Origin of the sequence: Streptomyces sp. GbtcB7, assembly GCF_019091445.1 — a bacterium.
Taxonomy (GTDB): Bacteria; Actinomycetota; Actinomycetes; order Streptomycetales; family Streptomycetaceae; genus Streptomyces; species Streptomyces mirabilis.
Map to the genome: position 1 here is coordinate 23,963 of NZ_JAGXJM010000042.1, position 16,917 is coordinate 40,879.

The 16,917-nt window shown below is 69.7% G+C and carries 16 protein-coding genes and 1 tRNA gene; 6 read left to right on the top strand and 11 right to left on the bottom strand.

All coding sequences use genetic code 11. The annotated features are described in order from the left end of the window. Positions 1–2 precede the first annotated feature (2 nt). Positions 3–1,145 carry a galactokinase gene (gene galK / locus KVT44_RS45330; RefSeq protein ID WP_217573942.1) on the top strand — a complete coding sequence of 381 codons (1,143 nt, stop codon included), beginning with the start codon at positions 3–5 and terminating at the stop codon, positions 1,143–1,145. A 67-nt stretch (positions 1,146–1,212) separates the two neighbouring features. On the opposite strand, the gene KVT44_RS45335 is transcribed toward galK, so the two are convergent. Next, on the bottom strand, positions 1,213–1,668 hold the full coding sequence (locus KVT44_RS45335; RefSeq protein WP_190171884.1) for an N-acetyltransferase: 456 nt from the start codon (positions 1,666–1,668) through the stop codon (positions 1,213–1,215). Positions 1,669–1,924: 256 nt separating this feature from the next. Between KVT44_RS45335 and KVT44_RS45340 the strand changes: the two genes are divergently transcribed. Next, positions 1,925–2,692: a response regulator transcription factor gene (locus KVT44_RS45340; RefSeq protein ID WP_054233027.1), complete on the top strand. Its 768-nt coding sequence runs from the start codon at positions 1,925–1,927 to the stop codon at positions 2,690–2,692. Here the strand turns inward: KVT44_RS45340 and tamR are convergent. Then, positions 2,651–3,148 (bottom strand): MarR family transcriptional regulator TamR, encoded by a 498-nt coding sequence (tamR, locus tag KVT44_RS45345; protein ID WP_054233026.1) that lies wholly within the window; start codon positions 3,146–3,148, stop codon positions 2,651–2,653. The two genes, KVT44_RS45340 and tamR, sit on opposite strands and share 42 nt — an antisense overlap. Positions 3,149–3,237: 89 nt before the next feature. Between tamR and KVT44_RS45350 the strand changes: the two genes are divergently transcribed. Both KVT44_RS45350 and KVT44_RS45355 read left to right on the top strand, forming a co-directional pair. After that, positions 3,238–4,047, top strand: coding sequence for a trans-aconitate 2-methyltransferase (locus tag KVT44_RS45350; protein WP_217573944.1), 810 nt, complete (start codon positions 3,238–3,240; stop codon positions 4,045–4,047). A 4-nt stretch (positions 4,048–4,051) separates the two neighbouring features. Further along, entirely contained in the window at positions 4,052–4,459 is a 408-nt protein-coding gene (locus KVT44_RS45355) for a glyoxalase (RefSeq protein ID WP_217573946.1), read from the top strand. 173 nt (positions 4,460–4,632) lie between these two features. Here KVT44_RS45355 and KVT44_RS45360 read toward each other — a convergent pair whose 3' ends face one another. Both KVT44_RS45360 and KVT44_RS45365 read right to left on the bottom strand, forming a co-directional pair. After that, positions 4,633–5,313 carry a TetR/AcrR family transcriptional regulator gene (locus KVT44_RS45360; protein ID WP_054233024.1) on the bottom strand — a complete coding sequence of 227 codons (681 nt, stop codon included), beginning with the start codon at positions 5,311–5,313 and terminating at the stop codon, positions 4,633–4,635. After that, a complete protein-coding gene (locus KVT44_RS45365) occupies positions 5,310–6,320 on the bottom strand; it encodes a fatty acid desaturase (protein WP_217573948.1) in 1,011 nt (336 codons plus the stop codon). Before KVT44_RS45365 ends, KVT44_RS45360 begins: the two co-directional genes overlap by 4 nt. Before the next feature lie 340 nt (positions 6,321–6,660). Here KVT44_RS45365 and ppc point away from each other — a divergent pair, with 340 nt between their 5' ends. Beyond that, positions 6,661–9,405, top strand: coding sequence for a phosphoenolpyruvate carboxylase (ppc, locus tag KVT44_RS45370; RefSeq protein ID WP_060901804.1), 2,745 nt, complete (start codon positions 6,661–6,663; stop codon positions 9,403–9,405). Between the two features lie 122 nt (positions 9,406–9,527). Here ppc and KVT44_RS45375 read toward each other — a convergent pair whose 3' ends face one another. The 7 genes from KVT44_RS45375 to KVT44_RS45405 form a co-directional block, all read right to left on the bottom strand. Then, a complete protein-coding gene (locus KVT44_RS45375) occupies positions 9,528–10,037 on the bottom strand; it encodes a hypothetical protein (RefSeq protein WP_099922235.1) in 510 nt (169 codons plus the stop codon). 116 nt (positions 10,038–10,153) lie between these two features. Continuing rightward, entirely contained in the window at positions 10,154–10,765 is a 612-nt protein-coding gene (gene pth / locus KVT44_RS45380) for an aminoacyl-tRNA hydrolase (protein WP_054233021.1), read from the bottom strand. 81 nt (positions 10,766–10,846) lie between these two features. Next, positions 10,847–11,437, bottom strand: coding sequence for a 50S ribosomal protein L25/general stress protein Ctc (locus KVT44_RS45385; protein ID WP_217573950.1), 591 nt, complete (start codon positions 11,435–11,437; stop codon positions 10,847–10,849). Between the two features lie 163 nt (positions 11,438–11,600). Beyond that, a complete protein-coding gene (locus tag KVT44_RS45390) occupies positions 11,601–12,575 on the bottom strand; it encodes a ribose-phosphate diphosphokinase (RefSeq protein ID WP_054233019.1) in 975 nt (324 codons plus the stop codon). A 149-nt stretch (positions 12,576–12,724) separates the two neighbouring features. Beyond that, entirely contained in the window at positions 12,725–14,173 is a 1,449-nt protein-coding gene (gene glmU / locus KVT44_RS45395; protein WP_217573951.1) for a bifunctional UDP-N-acetylglucosamine diphosphorylase/glucosamine-1-phosphate N-acetyltransferase GlmU, read from the bottom strand. 117 nt (positions 14,174–14,290) lie between these two features. Beyond that, positions 14,291–14,361, bottom strand: a tRNA-Gln gene (locus KVT44_RS45400). Positions 14,362–14,372: 11 nt separating this feature from the next. After that, on the bottom strand, positions 14,373–15,245 hold the full coding sequence (locus tag KVT44_RS45405) for a hypothetical protein (RefSeq protein WP_217573953.1): 873 nt from the start codon (positions 15,243–15,245) through the stop codon (positions 14,373–14,375). Between the two features lie 167 nt (positions 15,246–15,412). On the opposite strand from KVT44_RS45405, the gene KVT44_RS45410 reads away from it, so the two are divergent. Further along, positions 15,413–16,720, top strand: a complete 1,308-nt coding sequence (locus KVT44_RS45410) for a sensor histidine kinase (protein ID WP_099922239.1) — start codon at positions 15,413–15,415, stop codon at positions 16,718–16,720. Positions 16,721–16,917 lie beyond the last annotated feature (197 nt).

A 16,917-nucleotide genomic window follows, 5' to 3' on the forward strand; every position in this document is an offset into this window, starting at 1 on the left:
CGGTGGGCGTTCGCGAGGGGTTCGAGGAGCTGTATGGGACCGCACCGGAAGGCGTCTGGGCTGCGCCGGGGCGGGTCAACCTGATCGGCGAGTACACGGACTTCAACGAGGGGTTCGTGATGCCGCTCGCCCTGCCGCACACAGCGGTGGCGGCGGTGTCGCGGCGCACGGACGGGGTGCTGCGGCTGCACTCCGCCGACATCGAGGGCCCGGTCGTCGAACTGCATGTCGACGAGCTGGCGCCGCTGACCAACACCAGCTGGGCCGCGTACCCGGCGGGCGTGGTGTGGGCGCTGCGCGAGGCGGGGCACGCGGTGACGGGCGCGGACGTGCACCTCGCCTCGACCGTGCCGACGGGGGCGGGCCTGTCCTCCTCCGCCGCTCTGGAGGTCGTGACGGCGCTCGCCCTCAATGACCTGTACGAACTCGGCCTCACCGGGCCCGAACTGGCCCGGCTCGCCCAGCGCGCCGAGAACGACTTCGTCGGCGTGCCCTGCGGGATCATGGACCAGACGGCGTCCGCGTGCTGCACCGAGGGGCACGCCCTGCACCTCGACTGCCGCGATCTGTCCATCCGGCAGGTCCCCTTCGATCTGGCCTCCCAGGGGCTGGAGTTGCTGGTCGTCGACACGCGGGTGAAGCACGCGCTGGGCGACGGGGCGTACGCCGAGCGGCGCGAAGGGTGCGAGGAGGGCGCGCGGCAGCTCGGGGTCTCGCATCTGCGGGATGTCGCGTACGAGGAGCTCGACGCGGCGCTCGCGCGCCTCTCGGACGAGCGCGTACGCCGATATGTCCGCCACGTCGTCTCCGACGACCACCGGGTGGAGCAGGTCATCGCGCTGCTGGACGCCGGGGATGTCCGGGCCATCGGTCCGGTCCTCACGGACGGGCACGCCTCGCTCCGGGACGACCTGCGGATCTCCTGCGAGGAACTGGACCTGGTGGTCGCCACGGCCAACGCCGCGGGGGCGCTGGGGGCGCGGATGACGGGGGGCGGCTTCGGCGGCTCGGCGATCGTGCTGGTGGAGTCGGCGGATGTGGACACGGTGACGAAGGCGGTGACCGAGGCGTTCGGCTCCGCCGGTCATACGGCTCCTCGGGTCTTCCCGGCGGTGCCTTCGGCTGGCGCCCGGCGCTTGAGCTGACGCTCGGGTGCGTTCTCTGCGGACCGTGGGGGGGCTGGGCGCGCAGTTCCCCGCGCCCCTAAAAGCCTCAGGGCAACGGCTTGGTCAGGGTGTATTCCGTGATCCCCGGCGGGTAGTCGGGGATCACGCACACCACCTCGTAGCCGTGTTTCTTGTAGAACTCGGGGGCCTGGAAGTCCCAGGTTTCCAGGCGGGAGTTGCGGCAGCCGCGCTCCTCGTGGGCGAGGCGCTCGGCCTCGGCGAGGAGTCGGCCGCCGAGGCCCGCGCCGCGGTGTGGCGCGTCCACCCAGAGGTATGTCACGTGCAGCCACGTCGTCCAGGTGTGTCCGACGAGCCCGCCCGCGAGCGCCCCGTCGGCGTCCAAGGCCCAGACGTGGAGCGGAAGTTCCCGTTCGGCAGGGGTGCCGCGCAGGGCGCGGAGGATCGGGGACGCCTGTGTGTTCGTGTCGCGCAGTCGCCGGCGGAGCAGATCACGCCGGTCTTTGTCGTCTCCTGTCTCCATACGAAACATACGGCTCACCATAAACGCGCCGGCCAATCAGTTCTGCAAATTGCCTTCCGCTGCCCGCCCCCGGTCGTACCCTGTGAACAGCGCCGGTGGGGGCCGGTGCTGATCAGGGGGCGAGACAGTCGGGTACGACGCCCGAAGTGGGGGTAGCAGTTCCAGCACGGCGGCGGCCGTGCGGCTGCGGCACCCCGTTTTCCGAGTTCGAGCGGGCTCGGGATCACTTCGGGTGTCGTACCTGCGCCGGTCCGTCCCCCGACCAGTGGGGGTATCAGTGGTTCGCATCCGTGTCCTGGTCGTCGACGACCACCGCATCTTCGCCGAGTCTCTCGCCGCCGCCCTGGCAGCCGAGCCCGACGTCGACGTGTCCGCCGCCGGCAGCGGCCCGGCCGCGCTGCGCTGCCTGGAGCGGGCGTCCGCGGAGGGCCGCAGATTCGACGTGCTGCTCGTCGACGCCGACCTGGGCGGCAATCTGCCCGGCGCCCGTCCTGCCGTACCGGTCCAGGAGGGCAACGAGGACGGGCTCGTCGACGGCATCTCGCTGGTCGCGGGCGTCCGTTCGGGGCAGCCGAGCGTGCGCATCGTCGTCCTCGCCGAGAAGGACGATCCGCGCCGCGCCGCCCTCGCACTGCAGGCCGGTGCCTCGGGGTGGGTCGCCAAGGACTGTTCCCTGTCGCGGCTGCTGACCGTCATACGGGGTGTGCTGCGCGACGAGACGCATCTGCCGCCCGCCCTGCTCACCGGCGTCCTGCGGGAGTTGACCGCCGCGCGCAAGCACCGCACCGAGAGCGAGCGGCTGGTCGAGTCGCTCACGCCGCGGGAGCGGGAAGTGCTGCGGTGCATGGTCGCGGGGCTGGGGCGGAAGGCCGTCGCGGAGAGGTTGTTCCTCTCCCCGCACACCGTCCGGACCCATATGCAGAACGTGCTGGGGAAGTTGGGCGTCCACTCGACGCTCGCCGCGGTCGCCCTCGCCCGCCGGGCCGGGGTCGGGCCCGTCGACCTAGCCGGGGATGTTGTCGAACGGGGCGGTCAGCTGGCGTAGCAGGGACGCGAGTTCACCGCGCTGCGCCTTGCTGAGTTCGGCCAGGATCGCGCGCTCCTGGTCGAGGAGTCCGGCGAGCGCCTGGTCGGCGCGGTCGCGTCCCTCGTCGGTGAGGCGCACGAGTACGCCCCGGCGGTCGCTCGGGTCCGGGAGGCGCTCCACCAGGCCCTTCTTCGTCAGCCGGTCGATGCGGTTGGTCATCGTGCCGGAGGTGACGAGCGTCTGCGTGAGCAGCTGGCCGGGGGAGAGCTGGTACGGGGAGCCCGCGCGCCGCAGTGCGGTCAGCACGTCGAACTCCCAGGGCTCCAGGCTGTGCTCGGAGAACGCCAGCCGTCGGGCGCGGTCCAGGTGCCGGGCGAGCCTGCTCACCCGGCTGAGTACCTCGAGCGGTTCCACGTCGAGGTCAGGGCGCTCCCGGCGCCATGCTGCGACCAGCCGATCGACCTCGTCCTCCATGACGATCAGTGTAGTGGTTGTGTCGACATGAAGTCTCTTGATATCAAGTCTCTTGACGTCGAGATATATGTGAGGGGAAAGTAGCGGACATGACCACTCCCACCTGGGACCCCGCCCAGTACCTGCGCCACGCCGGCCACCGCGCCCGCCCGTTCATCGACCTCCTCGCCCGGGTCCCCGACCTCCCCGGCACCCCGCCCCGCATCGCCGACCTCGGCTGCGGCCCCGGCAACGTGACCGTCCTCCTCGCCGACCGCTGGCCCACCGCGCGCATCACCGGGTACGACAACTCCCCCGAGATGCTCGCCAGGACGCAGCCGTACGCGGGCCCCACGGCCGGCGGCGGACGCCTCGACTTCGCCCACGCGGACGCGGCGACCTGGGCGCCTACGGAGACGTACGACCTGATCGTGTCGAACGCGGCGCTGCAGTGGGTGCCCGGGCATCTGGAGCGGTTCCGCGACTGGATCGTCGCGCTGGCGCCCGGCGGCACCTTCGCCTTCCAGGTCCCCGACAACATCGACGCGCCCCTGCACGCCCTGATGCGCGAGCTCGCCGCCTCCGCCCGCTGGAAGGACCGCCTCGAAGACGTCCTGCGACACGAGGACTCCGTCCACGAACCGCTGGTCTACCTGGACCGGCTGGCCCGCCTCGGCTGCGAGACGGACGTCTGGCAGACGACGTACGAGCAGATCCTGACCGGTGAGGATCCGGTACTGGACTGGGTGAAGGGCACAGGACTGCGCCCGGTGCTGACGGCCCTCGCCGACGACCCGGAGGCCCGCGGCGCCTTCGTCACCGAATACCGCGACCTGCTGCGCGACGCCTATCCGACGGCCCCGTACGGCACGGTGCTGCCCTTCCGCCGCCTGTTCGCCGTGGCGCACAAGGGAGCGTGAGCGAATGCTCGCCGCCGTCGACCACGTCCAGCTCGCGGCCCCGCCCGGCTCGGAGGACTTCCTGCGCGCGTACTACGTCGAGGTTCTCGGCATGACCGAGATCCCCAAACCGCCCGTCCTCGCCGCCCGCGGCGGCTGCTGGTTCCGGGCGGGGGCCGTGCAGCTGCACCTGGGGATCGAGAAGGACTTCCGGCCCGCGAAGAAGGCCCACCCCGGGCTGCGCGTCACCGGCATCGAGGAGTTCGCCGCCCGCCTGCGGGCCCGCCGGGCCGAGGTCACCTGGGACGACAACCTCCCCGGCCATCGCCGCTTCTACTCCGCGGACCCCGTCGGCAACCGACTGGAGTTCCTGGAGCCAGTCGGATCCGTGGAGCAGCCCGGGTCCCGTTCCCTGGAGCGGCTCGGGCCCTAGGCCCTGTCGTCAAATTCCCGTCTGCCCCGCGACGCCATGCACGTACTCTCGCCGCACCGGGCACAGACCCAAGTACATCCAGTACGAGGGCCTGTGCCCGGCACGCCGAGAGTACGCACCTGACGCCGCAGGGCCCGCCCTCCGGGCGGACGACGGGAATTTGACGACAGGACCTAGGACTTGCGATGCCCGATCAAACGCGGCTTCGGCTCCAGACCGTCCAGGCCGTGCCAGGCCAGGTTCACCAGATGGGCCGCCACCTCCGCCTTGCGGGGCTTGCGGACGTCCAGCCACCACTGACCCGTCAGAGCGACCATGCCGACCAGGGCCTGGGCGTAGAGGGGAGCCAGCTTCGGGTCGAAGCCGCGCAGCTTGAACTCGCGGCCCAGGATGTCCTCCACCTGGGTGGCGATGTCCGAGATCAGCGACGCGAAGGAACCCGTCGACTGGGGAATGGGCGAGTCGCGGACCAGGATCCGGAAGCCGTCCGTGTACTCCTCGATGTAGTCCAGAAGGGCGAACGCGGCCTGCTCGCACAGCTCGCGGGGGTGACCGGCGGTGAGGGAGCCGGTCACCATGTCCAGCAGACGGCGCATCTCGCGGTCCACCACCACCGCGTACAGCCCCTCCTTGCCGCCGAAGTGCTCGTAGACCACCGGTTTGGAGACGCCGGCCTTCGCCGCGATCTCCTCCACCGACGTCCCCTCGAAGCCCTTCGCCGCGAACAGGGTGCGACCGATCTCCAGCAGCTGCTGACGGCGCTCCGCACCGGTCATGCGGGTGCGGCGCGCACGCCGCGGCTTTTCACTGCTGCTCGGGGTGCTGCTGGAGTCGGTCGCCACACCGTCAATCATGCCGCTTCAGCGGTTTCCGTCTTGCCCCGGGAGGCCGACCCGTCCGTGTTGCGCTTCGAATCGATACGCGAGCGTGACGGCCAGCGCACGTCGTACGCCCAGCCGAGCTGCTCGCACCAGCGGATGATCCGCGCCGAGGAGTCGACCTGGCCGCGCTGTACACCGTGCCGCGCCGAGGTCGGGTCGGCGTGGTGCAGGTTGTGCCAGGACTCACCGCAGGAGAGCACGGCCAGCCACCACACGTTGCCCGAGCGGTCCCGTGACTTGAAGGGCCGCTTGCCCACCGCGTGACAGATCGAGTTGATCGACCAGGTGACGTGGTGCAGCAGCGCCACCCGGACGAGCGAACCCCAGAAGAAGCCGGTGAACGCGCCCCACCAGGACATCGTCGCCAGACCACCGATCAGCGGGGGGAGAGCGAGGGACAGCACCGTCCAGTAGATGAACTGGCGCGAGATCGCGCGGATCGCCGGGTCCTTGATCAGGTCCGGCGCGTACTTCTCCTGCGGGGTCCGCTCCTCGTCGAACATCCAGCCGATGTGCGCCCACCACAGGCCCTTCATCAGGGCCGGCACCGTCTCCCCGTAGCGCCACGGCGAGTGGGGGTCACCCTCGGCGTCGGAGAACTTGTGGTGCTTGCGATGGTCGGCGACCCAGCGGACCACAGGGCCCTCGACCGCCATCGAACCGGCGATCGCCAGCCCGATCCGCAGCGGGCGCTTCGCCTTGAAGGAGCCGTGCGTGAAATAGCGGTGGTAGCCGATCGTGACGCCGTGGCAACCCAGGTAGTAGAAGAAGACCAGCAGGCCGATGTCCAGCCAGCTCACCCCCCGGCCCCAGGCCAGCGGCACCGCTGCCACAAGGGCTACGAACGGAACAGCGATGAAGAGAAGCAGCGTGATCTGTTCGAGTGACCCCTTCCGCTCACCACCCAGCGTGGCGGCGGGGAGCGAGGCGTCGTCGGGCGACCGCGGGGCGTCGTCGATCACGTCGGAACTCGTGGGCATGAGCATCCCCTGTGGGGTTCGAGGGCGGGGGAAGTGGCCGGTTACGGGATCTCAGAGTCCTCCTGCCAGCTGACGGGAGGCCCTACGCATCCGTAACTTACGGCGTCGTAAGTATGGCAGCGCGCAGCCTGGCGGCAAGAGCCCAACAGCCTGCGCGTCCGCATGGACACCTATCCTTGGATTCGGTCGGACAGCGCGGTCCGTTCTGTTTTCTTCCCGGATGCCACGTCCCTAAGCGGCACCCCGCCGCGCGGTCACCATCCGGGTTCCCTCCCTGACGAGCTTCAGACGAGCTTCCACACTCTTCAGCCGAGCTTCCACACTGCAAGGAGCCGCACCTGTGAGCAGTGCCGACGACCAGACCACGACGACCAGCAGCGAGCTGCGCGCCGACATCCGCCGCCTGGGCGACCTGCTCGGTGAGACCCTCGTCCGTCAGGAGGGCCCCGAGCTCCTGGAACTGGTCGAGAAGGTCCGCCGCCTGACCCGCGAGGACGGCGAGGCAGCCGCCGAGCTGCTGCGCGGCACCGAGCTGGAGACCGCGGCCAAGCTGGTCCGCGCCTTCTCCACGTACTTCCATCTGGCGAATGTCACCGAGCAGGTGCACCGCGGCCGCGAGCTGCGCGCCAAGCGGGCCGCCGAGGGCGGACTCCTCGCCCGAACGGCGGACCGGCTCAAGGACGCCGACCCCGAACACCTGAAGCAGACCGTCAAGAACCTGAATGTCCGCCCGGTCTTCACCGCCCACCCGACGGAAGCCGCCCGCCGTTCGGTCCTCAACAAGCTGCGCCGTATCGCCGCACTCCTCGAGACCCCCGTCATCGAGGCCGACCGCCGCCGCTACGACACCCGGCTGGCCGAGAACATCGACCTGGTGTGGCAGACGGACGAGCTGCGCGTGGTCCGCCCGGAGCCCGCGGACGAGGCCCGCAACGCCATCTACTACCTGGACGAGCTGCACGCCGGCGCGGTGGGCGACGTCCTGGAGGATCTCACCGCGGAGCTGGAGCGCGTCGGTGTGCGGCTCCCGGACGACACCCGGCCGCTCACCTTCGGCACCTGGATCGGCGGCGACCGCGACGGCAACCCGAACGTCACTCCGGCCGTCACCTGGGACGTCCTGATCCTCCAGCACGAACACGGCATCAACGACGCCCTGGACGTCATCGACGAACTCCGCGGCTTCCTCTCCAACTCCATCCGCTACACCGGCGCCACCGAGGAACTCCTCGAATCCCTCCAGAGCGACCTGGAGCGCCTCCCCGAGATCAGCCCCCGCTACAAGCGCCTCAACGCCGAGGAGCCCTACCGGCTCAAGGCCACCTGCATCCGGCAGAAGCTGGAGAACACCAAGCAGCGCCTCGCCACGGGCACCCCGCACGACGAGGGCCGCGACTACCTCGGCACCGGCGAACTCCTGCGCGACCTCACCCTCATCCAGACCTCGCTGCGCGAGCACCGCGGCGCGCTGTTCGCCGACGGCCGGATGAACCGCACCATCCGCACCCTGGCCGCCTTCGGCCTCCAGCTCGCCACCATGGACGTACGCGAGCACGCCGACGCCCACCACCACGCCCTCGGCCAGCTGTTCGACCGCCTCGGCGAGGAATCCTGGCGCTACGTCGACATGCCCCGCGACTACCGCGCCAAGCTCCTCGCCAAGGAACTCCGCTCCCGTCGCCCGCTCGCCCCGACCCCCGCGCCCCTCGACGCCGCCGGTGAGAAGACCCTCGGCGTCTTCGGGACGGTCAAGAAGGCCCTGGAGATCTTCGGGCCCGAGGTCATCGAGTCGTACATCATCTCGATGTGCCAGGGCGCCGACGACGTGTTCGCCGCGGCCGTACTCGCGCGGGAGGCCGGCCTGCTCGACCTGCACGCCGGCTGGGCCAAGATCGGCATCGTCCCGCTCCTGGAGACGACGGACGAGCTGAAGGCCGCCGACACGATCCTCGAGGACATGCTCTCCGACCCCTCCTACCGCCGCCTCGTGGCGCTGCGCGGGGACGTCCAGGAGGTCATGCTCGGCTACTCCGACTCCTCGAAGTTCGGCGGCATCACGACCTCCCAGTGGGAGATCCACCGTGCCCAGCGCCGCCTGCGCGACGTCGCCCACCGCTACGGCGTACGCCTGCGTCTCTTCCACGGCCGCGGCGGCACCGTCGGCCGCGGTGGCGGCCCCTCCCACGACGCGATCCTCGCGCAGCCCTGGGGCACGCTGGAGGGCGAGATCAAGGTGACCGAGCAGGGCGAGGTCATCTCCGACAAGTACCTCGTGCCCTCGCTCGCCCGCGAGAACCTGGAACTGACGGTCGCAGCCACCCTCCAGGCCTCCGCCCTGCACACTGCCCCCCGTCAGTCCGACGAGGCGCTGGCCCGCTGGGACGCGGCCATGGACGTCGTCTCGGACGCCGCCCACAACGCCTACCGACGACTCGTCGAGGACCCGGACCTCCCGGCGTACTTCTTCGCCGCCACCCCCGTCGACCAGCTCGCCGACCTGCACCTCGGCTCGCGGCCCTCCCGCCGCCCCGACAGCGGCGCCGGTCTCGACGGCCTGAGGGCCATCCCCTGGGTCTTCGGCTGGACCCAGTCACGGCAGATCGTGCCCGGCTGGTTCGGCGTCGGCTCCGGCCTCAAGGCCCTGCGCGAGGCAGGCCTGCGGCAGGAGGGGGACACCGTGCTCGACGAGATGCACGAGCAGTGGCACTTCTTCCAGAACTTCCTCTCCAACGTCGAGATGACCCTCGCGAAGACCGACCTGCGGATCGCCCGCCACTACGTCGACACCCTCGTCCCCGACGACCTCAAGCACGTCTTCGCCACCATCGAGGCCGAACACGAGCTGACCGTCCGCGAGGTACTGCGCGTCACCGGCGGCAAGGAGCTCCTGGACACCAACCCGGTCCTCCAGCAGACCTTCTCCATCCGCGACGCCTACCTGGACCCGATCTCCTACCTCCAGGTCGCGCTCCTCAAGCGCCAGCGCGACGAGGCCGCGGCCGGCGCCGAGCCGGACCCGCTGCTCTCGCGCGCGCTGCTCCTGACGGTCAACGGTGTGGCGGCCGGACTGCGCAACACCGGCTGAGGCCTGCGGGACTCACACCAAAGGGGTGCCCCGCGTCCGTACGACCGCGGGGCACCCCTCGTTTCAAGCACCCCTGATTTCAAGCACCCGTCAGTTCAAGCACCCGTCACTTCCAGACCAGGTCACAGAACCAGGAACGTGGCCGTCAGCTGCGCGATGCCCGCCCCCGCCAGCACCCACGCCGCCCGCCGCAGTCGCAGGCCGCCGGCCACCACCACCGAGGCGAGCAACAGAGCGCCACCCAGCGGGACCCAGGCGTAGAGAACGCCCGCTGGACCACTACGGACGACATCACTGCTGCCGGGTTTCACGGTCACCGTGTACGTCCGGCCCTTGCGCACCGCGACCGCCTCGTCGATGGTGACGTGCGCCCGCGCCCGCGACCCCGTCGAGGTCGGCGCGTACGTCCCCGTACAGACATCGCCGGAGCACTCGGTCACGGTCATCGTCCCCTGCTCCCGGCCCTTGCTCAGCATCACGTGCTGAGCCGTGCCCCAGGAACCCCAGACGCCCGCGATCAGGATCAGCGCCGCGACCGTACCCATCGCCGCGAGCCGCCCGAACCGCAGCGCCGGATGTGCGCTCCGACGGGAGCCTCGATGTGCGGCGACGGCAGGCATGGCCGGGATCATTGGCCATGGCCGCGCACCCGGTCAACTCCGGTCGGTTCCGCCGGGCGACAAGTCGGCAGTTGTACGCGTACATCGACCGCCCCGGAGATCCCCGGGGAACCGCCCTGGAGAACCGCTCAGGAGTTGTACGTGCCCTGCGCCCGCTCCAGCCCCTCGATGACGAGGCACTCCACGGCGTCCGAGGCCCGGTCCACGAAGTAGTCGAGTTCCTTGCGCTCCGCCGAGGAGAAGTCCTTCAGGACGAAGTCGGCGACCTGCATCCGCCCCGGAGGCCGCCCGATGCCGAACCGCACCCGGTGGTAGTCGGAGCCCATCGCCTTCGTCATCGACTTCAGCCCGTTGTGGCCGTTGTCGCCACCGCCGAACTTCAGGCGCAGGACGCCGTAGTCGATGTCCAGCTCGTCATGGATCGCGACGATGTTCGCCGTCGGCACCTTGTAGAAGTCCCGCAGCGCGGTCACCGGGCCGCCGGACAGGTTCATGTACGACATCGGCTTGGCCAGGATCACCCGGCGGTTCGCCGGGCCCGGCGGGCCGATGCGCCCCTCGATCACCTGCGCCTGTGCCTTGCCGGCCCGCTTGAACCTGCCGCCGATCCGCTCCGCCAGCAGATCGGCGACCATGAAGCCCACGTTGTGCCGGTTCATGGCGTACTCGGGGCCCGGGTTGCCGAGGCCCACGATCAGCCAGGGGGCGCCCGCATCGGTCGTCACGTCGGTGTCTCCCATGTGTCCTTGATACGCGGCAGCCGCCGCTCCTGAGGGGAGCGGCGGCTGACACAGATGAAGATTCCGGGGGAATCAGGCCGATCAGGCTTCGGCGGCCTCGGTGCCCGCGGCCTCGCCCTCGGTGGGCTCCTCCGCCTGGGCGGACAGGACCTGCAGGACGACCGCGTCCTCGTCGATCGCCAGCGTGGTGCCCTTGGGCAGCGGGATGTCCTTGGCGTGGATGGAGGCACCGGCCTCCAGGCCCGCGATGGAGACGGTGACCGACTCCGGGATGTGGGTGGCCTCGGCCTCGACCGTGAGGGTGTTCAGCACGTGCTCGAGCAGGAAGCTGCCCGGGGCGAGCTCGCCCTCGGTCTGCACGAAGACCTCGACGGTGACCTTCTCGCCGCGCTTCACGAGGAGCAGGTCGACGTGCTCGAGGAAGCCCTTGATGGCGTCGCGCTGGACGGCCTTCGGGATCGCCAGCTGGGTCTTGCCCTCGATGTCCAGGGAGAGCAGGACGTTCGGGGTGCGCAGGGCGAGCAGCAGCTCGTGGCCCGGCAGCGTGATGTGGACGGGCTCGGCACCGTGGCCGTAGACCACGGCGGGAACCTTGCTGTCACGGCGGATGCGGCGGGCGGCGCCCTTGCCGAACTCGGTACGGGTCTCGGCGGCGAGCTTGACCTCGGACATGTGCACTCCTCGTAGAAATCTGGGGAAGGTGGTCACCCGGCCAAACAATCGGCCTGCTACGAAGAGCGCGTCGATAACGGACCGCCGCACAAAAAAGTGCGGCCTCCCTCGCCGAGCAACTTGGGCAGTCTACTCGGCAGGGAGGCCACACCCAAAAGGATCTTTACTGCTCCTCGAACAGGCTCGTCACCGAGCCGTCCTCGAAGACCTCACGGACCGCGTTGGCGATCGTCGGCGCGATCGACAGGACCGTGATCTTGTCGAGCTCCAGCTCGCCCGGGGTCGGCAGGGTGTCCGTGAAGATGAACTCGCTGACCTTGGAGTTCTTCAGACGGTCGGCCGCCGGGCCGGAGAGCACACCGTGCGTGGCCGTGACGATGACGTCCTCCGCGCCGTGCGCGAAGAGGGCGTCGGCGGCGGCGCAGATCGTGCCACCGGTGTCGATCATGTCGTCGACGAGGACACAGACGCGGCCCTTCACGTCACCGACGACCTCGTGGACGGTGACCTGGTTGGCGACGTCCTTGTCGCGGCGCTTGTGCACGATCGCCAGCGGGGCGTCCAGGCGGTCGCACCAGCGGTCGGCGACGCGCACTCGGCCGGCGTCCGGGGAGACGACGGTGAGCTTCGACTTGTCGACCTTCGCCCCCACGTAGTCCGCCAGGATCGGCAGCGCGAAGAGGTGGTCGACCGGGCCGTCGAAGAAGCCCTGGATCTGGTCGGTGTGCAGGTCGACCGTGAGGATCCGGTCGGCGCCCGCCGTCTTCATCAGATCGGCGATCAGACGCGCCGAGATCGGTTCACGTCCACGGTGCTTCTTGTCCTGCCGCGCGTAACCGTAGAAGGGCACGATCACGGTGATGCTCCGCGCGGAGGCCCGCTTCAGAGCGTCGATCATGATCAACTGCTCCATGATCCACTTGTTGATGGGAGCCGTGTGGCTCTGCATCAGGAAGCAGTCGGCGCCGCGCGCGGACTCCTGGTAGCGGACGTAGATCTCACCGTTGGCGAAGTCGAAGGCCTTCGTCGGGACAACCCCGACACCCAGCTTATGGGCGACCTCCTCGGCAAGCTCGGGGTGGGCGCGGCCGGAGAAGAACATCATCTTCTTCTCGCCGGTCGTCTTGAACCCGGTCACAGCACTGTCTCCTCAGAGGTGTCTCAGCTGGGGCGTGAGGAGTCTTCTCAACCGGAGTGCGAGAAGCCTTCTCAGCTGGGGGTACGGGTGCGCATTTATGCGGGTGTGCACTTATCACGGTACGCCGTGTCGGACGCACCTGTTTCCGGTCAGGCTTCGCCTTCCGGCTCCCGGGAGGCCGCCTCCGCCGCCTTCGCGGCCGCGCTTCCGGGACGCTTGCGGGCCACCCAACCCTCGATATTCCGCTGCTGGCCACGGGCCACGGCCAGCGAACCGGGTGGTACGTCCTTGGTGATCACGGAGCCCGCCGCGGTGTACGCGCCGTCCCCGACCGTGACAGGAGCCACAAACATGTTGTCCGAACCGGTACGGCAGTGGGAGCCCACGGTGGTGTGGTGCTTCTCCTGCCCGTCGTAGTTCACGAAGACGCTCGCCGCGCCGATGTTCGAGTACTCACCGATCGTCGCGTCGCCCACGTAGGACAGGTGCGGGATCTTGGTGCCCTCGCCGATCGTGGCGTTCTTCGTCTCCACGTACGTGCCGATCTTGGACTTCAGACCGAGGCGCGTGCCCGGACGGAGGTACGCGAACGGGCCCACGCTCGCCTGCGGCCCGACCTCGGCGCTGTCGGCGACGGTGTTGTCGACGCGGGCCCCCGCGCCCACCGTGGTGTCCTTGAGGCGGGAGTTGGGGCCGACCTCGGCGCCCTCGGCGAGGTGTGTGGCGCCCTGGAGCTGGGTGCCCGGGTGGACGATCGCGTCCTGCTCGAAGGTGACGGTCACGTCGATCCAGGTCGAGGCGGGGTCGACGACGGTCACTCCGGCGAGCATGGCCTCGGTGAGCAGGCGGTCGTTGAGGATGCGGCGGGCCTCGGCGAGCTGGACGCGGTTGTTGATACCGGCGATCTCGCGGTGGTCGCCGGCGACGGCCGCCCCGACCCGGTGCCCGGCCTCGCGCAGGATCCCGAGGACGTCGGTCAGGTACTCCTCACCCTGGCTGTTGTCCGTCCGCACCTTCCCGAGCGCGTCCGCGAGGAGCTGCCCGTCGAAGGCGAAGACCCCGGAGTTGATCTCACGGATCGCGCGCTGCGACTCGTTCGCGTCCTTGTGCTCGACGATCGCGGTGACCGCGCCGCTGGCGCCGTCCCGCACGATGCGGCCGTAGCCGGTGGCGTCGGGGACCTCGGCGGTGAGCACCGTGACGGCGTTGCCGTCGGAGGTGTGGGTGGCGGCGAGCTGCCGCAGGGTCTCACCGCTGAGCAGCGGGGTGTCGCCGCAGACCACGACGACCGTGCCGTCGACGACGCCGCCCAGCTCTTCCAGGCCCATCCGTACGGCGTGGCCGGTGCCGTTCTGTTCGGCCTGTACGGCCGTCCGTACGCCGGGGTCGATCTCGGCGAGGTGCGCGGTGACCTTCTCGCGGGCGTGGCCCACCACGACGACCAGGTTCTCGGGCTCCAACGCGCGCGCGGCCGCGAGCACATGGCCGACCAGGGAGCGGCCGCACAGTTCGTGCAGGACCTTGGGTGTGGCCGACTTCATACGGGTGCCCTCACCCGCTGCGAGAACGACGACGGCTGCCGGAGGATTGACGCTCACGGATATGCCCTTCGGCTTCGGATGGCTGGGGTGTGGACATCCGCAGGATACCGGGGCGTTTCAGGGGGGACATGAGAGCGGGCCCTGACGGTGCTGTCAGGGCCCGCTCGATGGGGGCTCCCGGGGAAGGAATCGAACCCTCATTCAATGGACCAAAACCATTTGTCCTGCCATTAGACGACCCGGGATAGTTCGCGCGCTATGTCCGATTCGGCTCATCGGCTTCGCGTGCGGACAACACTATGCCGTACCACCAGCCCTCGATGCGACGGTACAAGTCGGCGCTCTGGCGAACTTTGATGGTCAGGCAGCCACGGTAGGAGGCGCCCACGTTTTTGCGGACGGTCTTGGGGTTGTGCTTCTTGATCGTCGTCTTGTTGAAGGCGGAGCGGTCGGCGCCGACGAGGTTGGCCCAATACTGTTCGGCGCCCGCTACGTCGGCGGTTTCGTGGATCATGACGCAGTAGCGCACGCGATCGCGCTCAACTCCGAGCAGGTCGAGCCATCGGAGGAAAGTCTCGATCATTCCCGGGTCGCTGTTGACGAAGGTGACGTTCTCGCGACGGTCGTACGGCTTGTCTTTGCTGCCCTCGGCCCAGTACATGCCGACGCCCACCAGGAACAGCTCGCGGTCGGACAAGGTGCCGATCTCCGCGGCCGCGGCCGCCTTTGTCTTCTGCCGTTCCTCGTCCCGTACTGCCAGCTCGTGTTCCCACCGCTTCCGCGACGCCAGCTTCGCCTGGTCCGACGGATCCCGTCGCTCCGGCTTCGGGAGATCCCGTACCCAAAGCGAGATCGAGCTCTTCGAGCAACCCAGCTCGACCTGGATCTGGTCGTAGGTCCAGCCCTGGAGTCGTAGCTCGCGGGCCTTGTCGCGGAGGTCGTCCTTCGCGTTCGGGCGCTTGGTCCACTCCGGGGGCGGCTCGCCCTCCAGGAGTCGGTTGAGGATGTCGTTGTTGTCGACGTGGAGGCGGTCGCGGATCTGGCGGCGGCTCAGTCCCGCCCGGCGCAGCGCGATCGCTCGTTCGCGCAAGGTCTCGAAATCCGCGTACTTGTTCTGTGGATGTGCCATGGGCATACCGTCCGGGCGGAATGTGATCTTCCGTGGGCGAACGGTGAGTGAATCAGCAGTTCGAGGGATATTGGTGGGTTTCGCTTCTGTTCGATTGCGGGGTGTGGTGTAGGCCAGGAGGTGAAAGTCACCGGAAATGGGGCGGGGTGCGAACGTAGGCTGGAGGCATGACCACGACGGGGGAAGAGCACACCGCGGCCGGTACCGGGCCGTGGTGGTGGGTCAGATGGCGTAGTGCCGTGTTGGACGCGAGCCTCGCGTCGGCGTCGGCGGTGGAGTGTGCGATCGAGGGGATTCCGTTCGCGCGCGACGCGGGCCTGCCGGTTCCGGTGGGCGTGGGGTTCGGGCTGGTCGCCGGCTCCGTGCTGCTGTTGCGGCGGCGCTGGCCGATCGCGGTCGTGCTGGTGTCGATCGCCATCACGCCGGCCCAGATGGGGTTCCTGATGGGACTCGTCGGGCTGTACACGCTCGCCGCGTCCGAGCTGCCGCGCCGGATCATCGGGGCGCTCGCGGGGATGTCCTTCGCGGGGATGCTGATCGTCACGTTCGTGCGGGCGCACCAGGGCATGGTGCGTGGGGACGTGACGATGGGGGACTGGTTCGTTCCGTTCGTCTCCATCACGACCGCGATCGGGATGACCGCGCCGCCCGTCCTGCTCGGGCTGTACGTGGGGGCGCGGCGGCGGCTGATGGAGAGCCTGCGGGAGCGGGCGGACTCGTTGGAGCGGGAGTTGCAGCTGCTCGCCGAGCGGGCCGAGGAGCGGGCGGAGTGGGCGCGCAACGAGGAGCGGACACGGATCGCGCGGGAGATGCACGACGTGGTGGCGCACCGGGTGTCGTTGATGGTGGTGCACGCGGCGGCGCTGCAGGCCGTGGCGCGGAAGGATCCCGAGAAGGCCGTGAAGAACGCCGCGCTGGTGGGGGACATGGGGCGGCAGGCGTTGACGGAGTTGCGCGAGATGTTGGGTGTGCTGCGTACGGGGGACGGGTTGTCGTCCGTGCGGGTGCGGGCGGTGCCGTTGGCGGCTGTGGGGGTGGCGGCCGCGGCCGCGGCCTCGCGGGCGGTCGATGACGGGGCCGAGGGGCCGAGTCTTGCCGAGCTGGACGAGTTGGTCGGGCAGTCGGCGGCTGCGGGGATGGTGGTGGATCTCTCGGTGGAGGGTGACACCCGGGGGTACGCGGCGGAGGTCGAGCAGACGGCGTACCGGGTGGTTCAGGAGGCTCTGACCAACGTGCACAAGCATGCGGCGGGGGCGAAGACGCATGTTCGGCTCGCTCATCGGGACGCGGAGATCGCGATGCAGGTCGAGAACGAGTGTCCGCCGGAGCCGGGGTCGGCGTCGGCCATGCATCTGCCCAGTGGTGGTAACGGCCTGGTGGGTATGAAGGAGCGGGTTGCCGCGCTGGGGGGAGTGTTCGTGTCCGGGCCGACGGATTCGGGTGGGTTCCGGGTGTCGGCGGTGATCCCGGCGTAGGCCCTTCGGGGGGCGCGGTCGTTGGCTGCGGGTGGGTGGGGGCTTGGCGCGCAGTTCCCCGCGCCCCTGAGGGGCGGGGCTGCGCCCCGGCCCCCTGCATCGGGCTGAACGGCCTCGCCCGCAGACGCCGGATGAGCTGGAGGCTTTTAGGGGCGCGGGGAACTGCGCGACCAGCCCCCACCGGCCCGCGGCGGAAG

Bases quoted from the DNA above. Each gene is read 5' to 3' on its own strand.
- KVT44_RS45365 (WP_217573948.1), bottom strand. From the start codon at position 6,320: ATGCCCACGAGTTCCGACGTGATCGACGACGCCCCGCGGTCGCCCGAC.
- KVT44_RS45350 (WP_217573944.1), top strand. From the start codon at position 3,238: ATGACCACTCCCACCTGGGACCCCGCCCAGTACCTGCGCCACGCCGGC.
- tamR (WP_054233026.1), bottom strand. From the start codon at position 3,148: ATGGAGGACGAGGTCGATCGGCTGGTCGCAGCATGGCGCCGGGAGCGC.
- KVT44_RS45405 (WP_217573953.1), bottom strand. From the start codon at position 15,245: ATGGCACATCCACAGAACAAGTACGCGGATTTCGAGACCTTGCGCGAA.
- pth (WP_054233021.1), bottom strand. From the start codon at position 10,765: ATGGGAGACACCGACGTGACGACCGATGCGGGCGCCCCCTGGCTGATC.
- KVT44_RS45360 (WP_054233024.1), bottom strand. From the start codon at position 5,313: ATGATTGACGGTGTGGCGACCGACTCCAGCAGCACCCCGAGCAGCAGT.
- KVT44_RS45410 (WP_099922239.1), top strand. From the start codon at position 15,413: ATGACCACGACGGGGGAAGAGCACACCGCGGCCGGTACCGGGCCGTGG.
- KVT44_RS45335 (WP_190171884.1), bottom strand. From the start codon at position 1,668: ATGGTGAGCCGTATGTTTCGTATGGAGACAGGAGACGACAAAGACCGG.
- KVT44_RS45355 (WP_217573946.1), top strand. From the start codon at position 4,052: ATGCTCGCCGCCGTCGACCACGTCCAGCTCGCGGCCCCGCCCGGCTCG.
- KVT44_RS45385 (WP_217573950.1), bottom strand. From the start codon at position 11,437: ATGTCCGAGGTCAAGCTCGCCGCCGAGACCCGTACCGAGTTCGGCAAG.
- KVT44_RS45375 (WP_099922235.1), bottom strand. From the start codon at position 10,037: ATGATCCCGGCCATGCCTGCCGTCGCCGCACATCGAGGCTCCCGTCGG.